At 59.7% G+C, this 12,752-nt stretch carries 12 protein-coding genes, 1 tRNA gene and 1 rRNA gene; 6 read left to right on the top strand and 8 right to left on the bottom strand.

The genetic code is table 11. The features are described 5' to 3' along the window. Nucleotides 1-78 precede the first annotated feature (78 nt). Nucleotides 79-194, top strand: a 5S ribosomal RNA gene (rrf, locus tag HBH25_RS22430). Nucleotides 195-355: 161 nt separating this feature from the next. Here the strand turns inward: rrf and mksF are convergent. The 3 genes from mksF to mksB are packed head-to-tail and all read right to left on the bottom strand — an operon-like array spanning nt 356 to nt 5,114. Continuing rightward, nucleotides 356-3,184 (bottom strand): Mks condensin complex protein MksF, encoded by a 2,829-nt coding sequence (mksF, locus tag HBH25_RS22425; protein WP_168086159.1) that lies wholly within the window; start codon nt 3,182-3,184, stop codon nt 356-358. Next, nucleotides 3,181-3,834, bottom strand: a complete 654-nt coding sequence (gene mksE / locus HBH25_RS22420; protein ID WP_168086158.1) for an Mks condensin complex protein MksE — start codon at nt 3,832-3,834, stop codon at nt 3,181-3,183. The genes mksF and mksE overlap by 4 nt, the downstream gene beginning before the upstream one ends. Further along, on the bottom strand, nt 3,831-5,114 hold the full coding sequence (gene mksB, locus HBH25_RS22415; protein ID WP_168086157.1) for an Mks condensin complex protein MksB: 1,284 nt from the start codon (nt 5,112-5,114) through the stop codon (nt 3,831-3,833). Before mksB ends, mksE begins: the two co-directional genes overlap by 4 nt. Before the next feature lie 159 nt (nt 5,115-5,273). Between mksB and HBH25_RS22410 the strand changes: the two genes are divergently transcribed. Then, entirely contained in the window at nt 5,274-6,068 is a 795-nt protein-coding gene (locus tag HBH25_RS22410) for an energy transducer TonB (RefSeq protein ID WP_168086156.1), read from the top strand. Then, nucleotides 6,065-6,514, top strand: a complete 450-nt coding sequence (gene rimI, locus HBH25_RS22405) for a ribosomal protein S18-alanine N-acetyltransferase (RefSeq protein WP_168086155.1) — start codon at nt 6,065-6,067, stop codon at nt 6,512-6,514. The genes HBH25_RS22410 and rimI overlap by 4 nt, the downstream gene beginning before the upstream one ends. Before the next feature lie 9 nt (nt 6,515-6,523). On the opposite strand, the gene HBH25_RS22400 is transcribed toward rimI, so the two are convergent. Beyond that, on the bottom strand, nt 6,524-6,949 hold the full coding sequence (locus HBH25_RS22400) for a serine kinase/phosphatase (RefSeq protein WP_168086154.1): 426 nt from the start codon (nt 6,947-6,949) through the stop codon (nt 6,524-6,526). 136 nt (nt 6,950-7,085) lie between these two features. Here HBH25_RS22400 and can point away from each other — a divergent pair, with 136 nt between their 5' ends. Both can and sodC read left to right on the top strand, forming a co-directional pair. Then, a complete protein-coding gene (can, locus tag HBH25_RS22395; protein ID WP_168086153.1) occupies nt 7,086-7,724 on the top strand; it encodes a carbonate dehydratase in 639 nt (212 codons plus the stop codon). A gap of 81 nt (nt 7,725-7,805) precedes the next feature. Further along, nucleotides 7,806-8,327 carry a superoxide dismutase family protein gene (gene sodC, locus HBH25_RS22390; RefSeq protein WP_168086152.1) on the top strand — a complete coding sequence of 174 codons (522 nt, stop codon included), beginning with the start codon at nt 7,806-7,808 and terminating at the stop codon, nt 8,325-8,327. A gap of 17 nt (nt 8,328-8,344) precedes the next feature. Here sodC and HBH25_RS22385 read toward each other — a convergent pair whose 3' ends face one another. Continuing rightward, the gene (locus HBH25_RS22385) at nt 8,345-9,280 is read right to left on the bottom strand and encodes a 2-hydroxyacid dehydrogenase (protein ID WP_168086151.1); all 936 of its coding nucleotides are present in this window, start codon (nt 9,278-9,280) and stop codon (nt 8,345-8,347) included. 120 nt (nt 9,281-9,400) lie between these two features. On the opposite strand from HBH25_RS22385, the gene HBH25_RS22380 reads away from it, so the two are divergent. Continuing rightward, a complete protein-coding gene (locus HBH25_RS22380; protein WP_168086150.1) occupies nt 9,401-10,096 on the top strand; it encodes a TerC family protein in 696 nt (231 codons plus the stop codon). A gap of 6 nt (nt 10,097-10,102) precedes the next feature. Here the strand turns inward: HBH25_RS22380 and acpA are convergent, their stop codons facing one another. The 3 genes from acpA to HBH25_RS22365 all read right to left on the bottom strand — a co-directional run. Continuing rightward, nucleotides 10,103-11,782, bottom strand: a complete 1,680-nt coding sequence (acpA, locus tag HBH25_RS22375; RefSeq protein ID WP_168086149.1) for an acid phosphatase — start codon at nt 11,780-11,782, stop codon at nt 10,103-10,105. Between the two features lie 218 nt (nt 11,783-12,000). Beyond that, a tRNA-Met gene (locus HBH25_RS22370) sits at nt 12,001-12,077 on the bottom strand. 91 nt (nt 12,078-12,168) lie between these two features. Further along, on the bottom strand, nt 12,169-12,752 hold a 584-nt coding region (locus tag HBH25_RS22365), incomplete at its 5' end, for an NCS2 family permease (protein ID WP_168086148.1).

Genomic DNA, 12,752 nt, shown 5'->3' with positions numbered 1-12,752 from the left:
ACGCACACTCACACATCACATACCCAGATCTGCAGCTGCGTGAACACAGCCGTGAACACGAAGCCGCAACCCGAATTTCTTGACGACCATAGAGCATTGGAACCACCTGATCCCATCCCGAACTCAGTAGTGAAACGATGCATCGCCGATGGTAGTGTGGGGTTTCCCCATGTGAGAGTAGGTCATCGTCAAGATTCAAACCCAAAACCCCTGGTCGCCCTGCGATCAGGGGTTTTGTCTTTTCAGCGTCTGATACAGCGCTCTGATCCATCGCAAGGCAATTGCCACCTATCTGGTCAAGGATGCCGCCCTATCATCGGCTCGACAGGGCGGCAGGGCGGTTTGCTGGATGGCTTTAAGTGGTTGCCTCAGCGGCCTTATCCAGCTTTGTCAAAACCTCATCGTGCCGGCGAATGTACTTCCAGTCAGCCTCGTCTACGTAAATGCCATCAGGGCCGCTACCGCCTTCCAGGTCAATGGCTACATGTGCAGACACCTGCGGTTTCACTGAGGCAAGAATAGGGGTAAAACCCAGCTGCTGACTGGTTTCAAGCAACGCCATCTGATTACGCTCATCAATGTCAGCCGCTTCGTCCAAGTAGTAAGGGAGGCGAATACGGCCGGCACGCTCACGGTCCATCAAGTGAAGCAGCAGGTACATGTTGGTCAAAGCTTTGATAGTCATGGTGGTGCCGTTGGAAGCTGCTCCGTCAATATCGGTATGCAACCTGGGCTCCCCGTTGACCTTGGTTATTTCAAAAGCCAGTTCGAACAGGTCTTTAAGGCCTAGCTGGTTATGATTGGCGGCAACCAGCCTTGCCAGGTACTCCTTTGCTTCCTCATTCTTATTGTCTTGTTCGGTTGTACGGCTCAGGTCGAACACTGAAAGGGTTTCGCCCTCTTCGTATTGGCCAGCGCTATGAATGATCTGGTCGATATGCTTGAGCGCGTCCTTGTTAGGCGCCAGTACGATACGGAAGCTTTCAAGGTTAGAGACTTGGCGGCGGTTGATCTCACGGTTGAACAGGTTCAACTGGTGTTCAAGGCTGTCGTAGTCGCTACGAATATTACGCAGCGTACGCGCTATATCAGTCACCGCTGCCCGGCGAGCCTTGGCCAGGGTGAGGGCTTCGTCCTGGCGATGTGCATACGCATTGATCAGCAGTTGCAGCCGGCGCTCTGCGTTTTCTTCGTTGTCGAACTTGGCCACGCCCTTGAGGCGGACTTGAGCGTACAAGGCCTCGATCTGGCCTTCCACCCTTAGCAGCGATTGCCAGCTGTCTTGGTAGTCGTTAAGCAGGGGCAGCAGGTTGTCCATGGCATCCTCTACGGGCTCCATGTAGGGCGTGCCAAATGGCATGTCTGCTGGCAGCAGTTGCCGGCGCCGCAAGGTGTCATCCAGCGTACGCTGCTGCGACTCAAGGTCCCCTAGCTGCCGGCTCACCAGCTGCAGTTTTGCAGACAACTGCTGAACACGCTCGGCAAAGCTGTCACTGGAGCGCTTCAGTTCATCTTGTGCCGCCTCCAGCTGCGCCAGTTGTTCAAGGCGATCGGGTTCATCCTGGCTCAGGGCACCTAAGCGACGAAAATCTTCCAGGGCCTTTTGCGCATCCACCACTTGCTGATACAAGGCATCGGCCTGCGCTTTACTCGCCGTGCGATCAGCAGTCACCGATTGCTGCGTCTTCAACTGCCGCAGCTCTTTATCGAGGCGATCTCGTTGATCACGTAATACAGCGCGATCAGCCAGCGCCTGTAGGGCAGGGGGCTCTATGGAAGAAAGGTCTACGCCAAGGCCGGGCACTTCAAAACGTTCGCCGTTGATACAGCCCAGCACAGCCTCCAGGCTTTTTACCCAAGCCCCGTTTTCGTCAAGTGCTATACCCTTCGGGCCCAGTGGAAGGCTGAATAGCGCACCGTTGAATACACGCATCAAGCGCTCCACGTCCTGTTGGGAGAACTCTTCGCGTAAGCGCGCATAACTGTTGTTATCCGCATGATCCAGTTGCTGCTTCACCGTTTTAAGACGGCTCTCCAACTCGCGTACACGCGCATCAAGGTCGCCTGTAGTGAATTGCCTTGCATGGGCCAAAGCGCCCGCCAACTCGTCATGGGCATCCTTGGCCACCAACAGTTGCTGTTCCAGCACATGAGCATCTTCGACCAAGGCAAACCGATGGCGCAGGGCAGACAACTCACCCAGCCAACGCTGGATACCGCTGATTTCCCGCTCCAGGCGCATCAGCTCCTGGGTAGTGCCACGCTGATCGTTCTGCAAGGCATCCTGCTGGCTACGGTAATGCTCCCCCTGAACGAGCAGTTCTTCCTTCCGATCACCTGCATAGGCCTGCCAAGCGCCTAGTAGACTGTCCAGCAAGGGCGAAAGCCTGTGAAGTTTGCCGCGAAGCTGATCCCGCTGGCGGACGCCATTAGCCAATGCTTCCACCAAGGGCCCTGCCGTCACTAGGGCGTTATAGTCCTGCTCCATTCGGCGAACGTCGCGGAAGGCTTCTTCGCAGGCAGCGATGTAGTCCACACTGCCGGAGCGCAGGCTGTGTTCGAAAGCGTCCAGAAACAGTTGCTTGAGCTTGGCTGCGGTGATTTCGCGCATGTGCAGCAGGTTGATAAACAAAGCGCGGAAGGTTTTGAGGCTCTGTTCGCTGGTCGAGCGTAGCGGAATCAGTGTCAGGTCCAAGGGGATCGAGGTATGCCCCCCTACCAACAAACGACGCAGTTCGTCAGGTTTGACTTCATACGCCTTGATACCTGCACGGTCGAGCTTGGCAAACAGGGCTTTCTGACGCAGGCAGGTCTCGTTTTCCTGGTAGTGGGCCAGGTCCAGAGCCCCCGCATAAGCGAAGAACTGGTGCCCGAACCCTCCACCTGGCCCACGGCCTACCACGCCAATCACGTGAGGGCCGTGGGGCAGCATCACTTCGCACAGGATATAGCTGGTATCACTGGCAAAATAGAACTTCCGTGATTGCTCCAAGCTGTATTTGCCGAAGCTCATGTCGGACATACGGGCCAGGATAGGAAATTGAAGGGCGTTGATCGAGGCGCTCTTGCCCAGGTTGTTCGCGCCATACACCGATAAAGGCTGCTCCAATGGGAACAGCCCCAAGCTATAGCCGGCCGTGTTGAGCAAGGCAAACCGACGAATACCAAAACGTTCCTGGCTCATGTGTCCATCTCCTGTCGCTCTTGGGCTATGGCATGTGCCAATGCATCCTCTTGCGTCTCGTCTGCCCCGTCATCGGCCAGTGCAGGCGATGGCAAAGGCAACGTACTGTGCAGGGTGGCCGCAAGGTCCCGATCCTGTTGCACAGAAAGGCACACGTCCAAAAAGCGGTGCATTGGGGCCAGAAAACGGTAAATACCGGGTTCTTCATGGGTAAAGCCCAGCTGGGTCATGCGCCGTAGAATCTTTTCTTCCAGCTCTTCGGGTGTCTGCACGTCTGCCTGGCTGAACAGGTCGCGGTATTTTTCCAATAGGGCAGGCAGCTCATCTCGGCCAAGGCTACCGCCGTCCAACACACTGATCGGATCGCGGCCCTGGTCGGCCAAGTGCTCTACCAGAATGAAGGTGAACAGCGAAAGACGTTGAGCCGTCTTGTTCACTTGCGCTGCAGCCTGTTCAGGCACGAAGTAATAGAACCCACGGGTGTCGCACACCAGCTCGAAGCCGAGTGCGCGAAACAGGGTGCGGTAGGCGTCCTGACAGTTGGACAGTTGGGCATACAGCTCTGGATCGCGACGGCTTATGTGAAAGCCTTTAAGCAGCTCTCGAAAAATGGGTGCCAGTTGCGTCAGTTCAGCTAGGTCAAGGTTCATGGGCGGGGGCTCGCAGAAGACAGGCCGCTTGGGTCGCCAGGCGTAGCGCCAGGAGAAAGCAAGGCAAAGGAGTGCAGGCTTACCACGTGATCTCGGGTGCGGTAGTCCTGTCGGTGAAGGCGCTGTCGAATAAATCGCTTGTCGCGGGAAAGACGGGAAAACCAGTACAGCAGGTCATCGGTTTCACCAGTCTGTTCCTGCTCCAGCAACCACTGCATCAAATCAGGCAGTGGCAGTGACTGCTCGCAGCGTTCGAGCATTTCGCGCGCTGTACGCGGTGCCCGAGAGGTGGATGGCCGGTCGGCTTTTTCCGGGCGAGGGAAGCGGGCAGGCGTAGGTTCAAACCGCGCCAGCGCATACACATAGGCTTCCACCTGGCTGGCTGTACCCAGAAAATTGCTTTGTGGCCGTGTAAACAGGGGAAGTGCGGCTTGCGGTACAGCGTCCAACCCCTTGCGCCGAATGGCTGCCAGTGCCAGCGCCGCGCCGCGGGTCACGGCATTGTGTCGGCGGGCCTCTTCGCGCAATGGCAACAGCAGCTCCCGGGCATGGCGTAGGGTAAGCTGTGCGCTGGTCTGCATTTCCAGGATGCGAGCATGCGTGCGCAACAGCCGGTCGTCATCGACAAGCTGGCCTAGCCGCTGTTGCTCGCCCAACAGGTGCAGCAATACGTTCTCTACCTTGCGCACCCCTTGTTCAAAGGCGCCATCGGCGTTGACCAGCTGGATCATGGGTTCTACGTATTCGTCCCAGGTCGCAAGCACTTCGGCGTACCGCTGGCGCAAGGGAATTTGCCGATCACTGGTCTTGGCGCGTTCGGCAACCGCCACTAGAGCCTGTTCGTCGTTGTCCAGCTTCTTCAGAACATCACGCACGCGCATGTCCAGCACGCGGAGTTGCCGGGCGAGGTCGTTCCCATCGCGAATGTCGAAAGCCTCCTGAATATGCACGGCCAGGCGCTCCAGGTGACGCAGGTAGGCTTCGATCTCCAGGCACAAACCCAGGCGATGTTCTCGACGCAGGTACGCCAGAAAATCATGAATCTGAGCGTTAAGCTCGAAACGGTTGGGGCTTTTGGCAACGGGCACCAGAATATCCAGGCGAATCCACGTGTCCAACAGCCCGGTAATGTCCTGAGGGGTGCCTTCGGGCAGGAAGGCCGCCAGTTGAAGGCGCAGTTCTGCCAGGCCCAATGTGCCCTGATCAAAGCGCTCACATAAAGGTTCGAGCAACGCCCAGTGTTCAGCAAGGGCGCGCAATACGCGCTTGGGTTCGATCATGAAACGACCGCCTGGTTGCCGGAAAAAGGCCGGATTGTATCGCATCCTTTTGGCATGCACCGCTTCGCTGGTCGCCCGGCCGGCCCTCGTGTTTGGCGGTCGTGAATTACCCGCAGGCAAGGTAGAATCGCCCTCCTGCCCTTACGCCACGAGTTACCTGTGCTGACTGAAACCCGACGCCGCGCTTACCTGGACGCCATGCAAGTGGTCCAGTGGCTGCCACGTGCCGAGCTGCCTTTCAGTGCGCCCTCACGTGCCGAGTTGCTCGCTTGGGTCGAACCCAGCGCGGCACCAGAACCCCTGGCCCCTACCACGCTGCCTGTAGGTGCGCCTGCAGCGGCGGCACCGCCCGTTGTTCGCCCGGCGGCGCCGTCTATCCGGCCGCGCCCTGAGCTACCGCGCCCGGCTGCCGCAAAGGTTGCACCACCTGCGCAAGAGAAGCCGGTCCCAGCCCGCACGCCCAAAGTAGCCGCTGTAGCGCCACGCTTTGCCCTGCAACTGATGCGGGCCGGGACCTGCCTGGTATTGGCTGAGTTGCCTACGGGCGACAGCTTCCAATCGCGTGACCCTGGCTACCTCTTGCTCAAGGACATGCTGCGCGCAGCGGGCTTGCCTGACAGCCCCCAGTTGATAGGGGAGCCAGTACGTTGGCCCTTGCTGGCCAAAGGTAGCCTTGATCAAGGGCCAGAGGCCGCCAGGGATTTCGTGCAAGGCTTTGTGGCCGCTCAATTGGAGGCCGCCCCTTGCGCCTGCCTGTGGCTCGTGGGCTTACCTGCCCTGCGCTTTGCGGGTGATGTGGACGAGTCCGCCTACTGTACCGACTTCCCAATAGACGGCCTGTGCGAGGGCTGGGCACTGCCTGGCCTTGAAGCACTGATGGAAGAGCCTGCACGAAAGGCAGACGTCTGGCAGGCAATGCGCCGATTGATGACTCGCTGGAAACCCGCTGAATGAAAAACGCAGTAACGTTTCGCCTAATGACCGAGGCAGATCTGGACGCTGTACTCAAAGTCGAATACGCCGCCTACACCCACCCCTGGACGCGCGGTATTTTCCTTGATGGCCTCAAGAGCTATGAAATCTGGTTGATGTTCGAGGGGCAGCAACTGGTGGGCCATGGTGTCATCAATGTAATCATTGACGAGGCACATTTGCTCAATATCACGGTGAAGCCTGAGAACCAGGGGCGCGGCCTGGGCCTTAAACTGCTGGAGCAGCTTATGGATCGCGCTATGGCACTCAATGGGCGCGAGTGCTTCTTGGAAGTGAGGGCGAGCAATCAGTCAGCCTACCGCCTGTACGAGCGTTTTGGCTTCAATGAAATCGGCCGCAGGCGGGATTACTACCCCGCCGCGGGAGGGCGCGAAGATGCCTTGGTAATGGCATGCGCCCTGCTATAGCGAAAGCTGTTACTCAGCCTCGCCGTCCCAGCGTTTGCCATCGAGTGGGTCCAGGCGCGCCAGCTCGGCCTCATCCAGGCCATCGCCGCCGCCAATCTCGTCTTCGTCCACGGGGTTGAGCTGCAGGTCTGCCGGGGCGCTGCTCTCTTCGGACTCCTCGTAAGACTCGGAGCCATCATCACGCAGCAGTGTTTCAGGGCTCAAATCATCCATGGTCTGGTGATGGTCCAGGGTAGAAGCCCCGGTCAGGCCTGCTTCCTGTACACGCTCAGGCGAAGCCTCATAGTCAGTGCCCAGGCCGTCCCCGGTGAAGCCCGCCGGGCCTTCGCCATCCGGGTCGTTGAAATCCAGCGGGTGTACCGAGCCGCTGCGGTCTTCCGTGGTATCGATCTCGGCAGGCTGTGGCGCACCGTAGGGGCGTTGTGTCGGTTCCATGGTATCTCCTCCGGTTCATGGGCCAATGAAAAATGGACTCGCAGCAGTGTCCAAGATTCAATGAAACACGCCGGCATGGCGTGACCTTCGCAGTATGCGCACAGTCATACTGGCGCACCCCTCTGGAGGCTCTGCCATGAACGACCTGCAAGATTTGATCGACAACAATGCCCGCTGGGCGGACGCCATCACCCAGTGCGACCCGGATTTCTTTGCCAAACTGGCACGTCAGCAAACCCCTGAATTTCTGTGGATCGGCTGTTCAGATGCCCGAGTCCCGGCCAACGAAATCGTCGGCATGCTGCCGGGTGACCTGTTTGTTCATCGCAACGTGGCCAATGTGGTGCTGCACACAGACCTCAACTGCCTGTCGGTGATCCAGTACGCCGTAGACGTGCTTAAGGTCAAACATATTCTGGTGACCGGCCATTATGGGTGCGGTGGTGTTCGCGCGGCCATGCAGGATCGCCAGCTTGGGCTGATCGATGGGTGGCTGCGCTCCATTCGAGACCTGTACTACGAACAACGCCATGTTTTGGCGGCACTGCCCACAGAAGAGGCACAAGTAGACCGCTTATGTGAGCTTAACGTGATTCAGCAGGTAGCCAACGTGGGCCATACGAGCATCGTTCAAAATGCCTGGCATCGCGGGCAGAGCCTGTCCATTCACGGGTGCATCTATGGCATCAAGGACGGGCGCTGGAAAAGCCTGGATACGACGATCAGTGGTTTTGAACAGTTGCCGCCGCAGTATCGCCTGCGTCCGTTGACATGATTTGCTACTAAACCGGGCGAACCTTTGAGTGCAAAGTCCACTAACGTGAACACTCTGTACATCAGCAACCCTGGAGGCAACATGAAGGCATATGGATGGTTGGCAGCGCTATTGGCGGTAAGCAGCGTAGGGGCTCATGCGGCGAGCAAAAGCGTGACCTTGAACCTGGCTACGGCAGAGGGCGCTACCCAGGCAGTGGGCGAAGTGAAGGTGGAGGAAACACCCTACGGCCTGCTGTTCACACCGGACCTCAAGGGGCTGCCTGCTGGCACGCACGGGTTCCATGTGCACCAGAACGGCAGCTGCGCCCCTGCGATGAAGGACGGCAAGATGTCACCCGCCGAAGCGGCTGGCGGGCACCTGGACCCTGCCAAAACCGGCAAGCACCTGGGCCCTTACGCAGACGGCCACCTGGGCGACCTGCCGGCCCTGTATGTCAATGCCGACGGCACCGCTACCAACCCGGTGCTGGCACCGCGCATCAAGGCACTGAGCGAAATAGAGGGGCATGCGCTGATGGTTCACGCCGGTGGCGACAACCATGCTGATGCGCCCCTACCTTTGGGCGGAGGCGGTGCGCGCATGGCGTGTGGTGTGCTGTAAGCCTTGACGCGCCGGTTTCAGGGAACAGGCGTTAGCACCGGGCGCCCGGCAAAATAGGCCAGCAGGTTTTGCGTTACCAGTTCTACCGTGGCCCTGACCGCGTCGGGTGACAGGCCGGCTACGTGAGGCGTGAGCACTACGTTGGGCAGCGCCTTCAAGCTGTCAGGCACGTTAGGCTCATCATCGAACACGTCCAGCCCGGCTCCAGCCAACTGCCCCTTGGCAAGGGCGTCTACCAGTGCGGCTGTGTCTACAACGCTGCCGCGCGCCACGTTTACTAGAAAGCCCTCGGCGCCCAGCGCCTTGATCACATGGGCGTCGACCAGTTGCCGGGTACCATCTCCCCCCGGTGTGGCGATCACCAGAATGTCGCTGTGCTCAGCCAGGCTGAGCGGGTCGGTGTACCAGGTGTACTCCACGTCACCCCGGGGATGCCGGCTGTGGTAGCTGACGGCCATTCCAAACCCCAGCGCTGCACGCCTGGCGATGGCCAGCCCCACCGCGCCCAGGCCAAGAACGCCCAGGCGCTTCCCACCCAAGGACGGCCGCATGACTTTACTCCATTCACCACGGCGAACCGATGCGTCAGCCCTTGGGATATCACGAACCAGTGCCAGCAACAGGGCCATGGCGTGATCGGCTACGGCGGGGGCGTTAACGCCAGCCCCGTTGGTCACCACAATGCCACGTTGGCGCGCCGCAGGCAGGTCGACGCGTTCATAACCTGCGCCAATCACGGTAATGATGCGCAACCTGGGTAGCGCATCCATTTCCCTGGCCGACAGGCCGAGTGGGCCGCGGGTCAGTACGGCGTCCACTACGCCTCCGTGGGCCTTGATAGCGTCGCTGCGCGCCGCTGGCGTGGTTGCCAGGATCAGGTTGAACCCTGCTTTCTCCAGCATTGGTAGATAATCACCAATGGTTTCTACCAATACCAGTACGGTTGCGCTCATGTCCCTCTTCCTTAGGCCCTTGTTCTTGAGCACTTTACCGCGCTGCGCTTGCTACGTGGAGAAAATACCCGCGCCACGGGGTCACAGTTGCTCAAGGTATAACCCCTACGGGAGAAAGCGATGGCATGGGTTGCAGACCCGACGCTATGGGCAGCGCTGCTACAGATCGTTGTATTGGACCTGCTGCTGGGGGGCGACAACGCTGTCGTGATCGCCATGGCCTGCCGGCAGTTGCCTGTCGCGCAGCGGCGCAAGGCTATCTGGGGCGGCATGGCAGGCGCCATTGTGCTGCGAATAGCCCTGTTGTTTTTCGCCATGCAATTGCTGGAGTTGCCCTGGCTCAAGCTCGTGGCAGGGCTGTTACTGGTGTGGATAGGCGTTCGCCTGGCTGCCTCCTCGGAAGAGGCGCCTACCGAGGTGGCTGGCAGTGCGCACCTGATGGCGGCCATCAAGACCATTATCGTGGCCGACGCGGTCATGTCGCTGGATAACGTATTGGCCGTCGCGGCGGCAGGGCAGGGCAACGTATACCTAGTGGGCGCAGGGGTAGTGCTCAGTATTCCGCTGATCGTATTTGGCAGCCGGCTGGTGCTGGCGTTGATGGAGCGGATCCCGGTCGTTGTCACGCTGGGCGGCGGGCTGATCGGCTGGATTGCCGCTGGGCTGATCGTGTCAGACCCAGTACTGGCACCTTGGATGCCTGCCGCAGGCTCAGGCGTGCGTTACCTGGCTGCAGCGTGCGGCGCAGTACTGGTCATGGCCGCAGGGGCTGGGATCTCTCGCTACCGTACGCGGCAGCGAGTGGTTTCCAGCTGATCATGCCTAGAAGGCCAACGCGTTGGTCAGGTCCCCCAAAAGCGGCTGCCCCCTCGCGGCCATGGCCTCATCCCGCGCCTTTAGGCCATCAAGCGTTTCCAGGCCGAATACCCGGGTGATAAGGCGCAGGATCGACGCCGTGTCATAGGGGGTGTGGTCCACAAGCCCCTTGCGTGCAAAGGGCGAGACAACCAGCGCAGGGACGCGCGAGCCCGGGCCCCACCGGTCCCCTTTGGGCGGCGCGACCGGGTCCCACCAGCCGCCGTTCTCATCCACGGTAATGACCACCACCATGTTGTTCCACTGCGGGCTTTCCTGAAGGGTTCGAACAATGCGTGCGATGTGTCGATCCCCTGAGGTCACGTCCGCATAGCCTGCGTGCATGTTCAAGTTGCCTTGAGGCTTGTAGAAGGTGACCGCAGGCAATACGCCCGCTGCCGCATCGGCCAGGAAACGGTTGGTGCTTGGGTCCTCGCCCAGGCCGCCATCACGTAGCCGGCGCCGGCGCTCTTGGGGGTGCTCAGGGCCCTGCTGCTGGAAATAGTTGAAGGGCTGGTGGTGGTACTGGAAGTTGGGAATCTTCGGAATGCCTGGCGAGTCCTTGAACTGATCCAGCGTGGCCTGCCAGCCACCGGCATACCAGGCCCAGTCCACGCCTTTGCGCGACAGCTTGTCGCCGATGTGTTCATGGTGCTGGGGCACCAGCACGTTAGGCAGGTCCGGTTTGGAATAGTCGGGGCGGTCCGGGTCCCGCATCAAGGTGGGCCAGTAGGGCGGAACCATAGTATTCACGGCATAGCCATCAGGTGTGATCGCGCTAGGCCCAAACTGTGGTGGCCCCTCCATGGCGCTTGCGGGAGAGGCAGGCAACGGCTTTAGCCGTGTATCGGTGGGGTCGTTACTCATCAGTGTGGCGATCTGCGATTTCGCCGGTGAGGCGCTGGCGTTCGGGTAGATCGGTGCCGTGGCGCTGATCAGGTACTGATGGTTCAGGAAGGAGCCACCAAAGGCGCCTTGGAAGAAGTTGTCACACAGTACAAATTCCTTGGCCAGGTCCCACAAGCGCAGCGCATACCGGCTTTGCGGGTAATAGCCCATGGTAAGGCCACCTGAGTCTGCCCAGGCTACGAATTGGTCATTGCGCCCACCGTTGATCTGCATCTGGTTCTGGTAAAAGACATGCCACAGGTCACGGGTCACCAGGCCCAAAGGCAAGTCTTCGCCGTGTGGCCCTTTCAGTGGAAAAGGCGCATTGGGCAGGTGCTCCTGGTATTGCACGCCACTGGGGTAGGTCACACCTTCCAGCGTCTGGGGCCCCAGTTGCAGTACGCCGCCCCAGGCCGGTGGCAATGTACTCAACAGGCTGCCGTCCCGGTCCCGCTGTTGGTACGCCTCAGGTTTAAGCGTCGATAGCGGTTGCTGTGTACCTGGGAAGTCAGCGAACAGGTTGGTAAAGCTACGGTTCTCTGCGTAGATCACCACCACTGTTTTCACCTTCGCCTGCAAGGCTTTGTCCAGTTGGCTGCCGCTCAACGAAGCCGGCTGGCCGGGTGACGTGCTAGCAGGTGCGCACCCACCCAGTGCGGTACTGGCGCCAACCACAGCCATACCCCCCAGAAAACGCCGACGGGTAGACGCTAGTGGCGGTGTTTCTACATCGGAAGGGCCTTCAGGTTGATCGCTCATGACATTCCCATAGGTGTGTCCAAATGTTGCGGGCAACCTAGCAATGGAAGATGACGAAGCGATGACAGCACGAGGAGGGCAGGAACGGTAGGCGCGTGCAAGCGCGTAAAACAGGGAAGGCGCGAGCCTATAGAAAATCACCGCCCACAAAAAAGCCCGCACGAGGCGGGCTTCTTTGTAGCTTCAAGGTTGCCGTAAAGCGACCTTGAAACAGTACTTGGTGGCTACACAGGGACTTGAACCCCGGACCCCAGCATTATGAATGCTATGCTCTAACCAACTGAGCTATGTAGCCAAGTGGCGCGCATTATTCGCGGAAGGCGGCACAGTGTCAAGCATTGGCTTACACTTTTTTTCACGTAACGCTTTCGTAAGCAGTTGATCTCTCAGGCATTGAACCAGCCCAGCTTGATCACGAACAGCACCGACAGGATGATCAGCGCCGGGTTCAGGTCCCGCAGGCGGCCGGAGGCCAGCTTCACGGCCGTCCAGGTGATAAAGCCGAAGGCGATACCATTGGCGATGGAGTAGGTGAGGGGCATGGCCAGGGCAGTGACCACCACAGGCGCGGCTTCGGTGATGTCATCCCAGTTGATTTCTGCCAGGCCCGAGGCCATGAGCACGGCCACGAACAGCAGGGCCGGGGCGGTGGCATAGGCCGGAACGCTACCGGCCAGCGGTGCGAAGAACAGTGCCAGCAGGAACAGCACGCCTACCACAATGGAGGTAAGGCCCGTCCGCCCGCCGGCACTCACGCCTGCTGCCGACTCGATGTAGCTGGTGGTAGTGGAGGTGCCCAGCAGGGACCCGGCCATGGCCGCAGTGCTGTCGGCGATCAGCGCACGGCCCATCTTGGGCATGTGGCCGTCCTTGCCCATGAGCCCTGCACGCTTGGCCACCCCGATCAGGGTGCCGGAGTTGTCGAACAGGTCCACGAACAGGAAGGCGAAGATCACGCTCACCAGGCCGA

The organism is Pseudomonas quercus (assembly GCF_012033695.1).
Lineage (GTDB): Bacteria > Pseudomonadota > Gammaproteobacteria > Pseudomonadales > Pseudomonadaceae > Aquipseudomonas > Aquipseudomonas quercus.
This window is presented reverse-complemented; position numbering and strand designations above follow the sequence as displayed.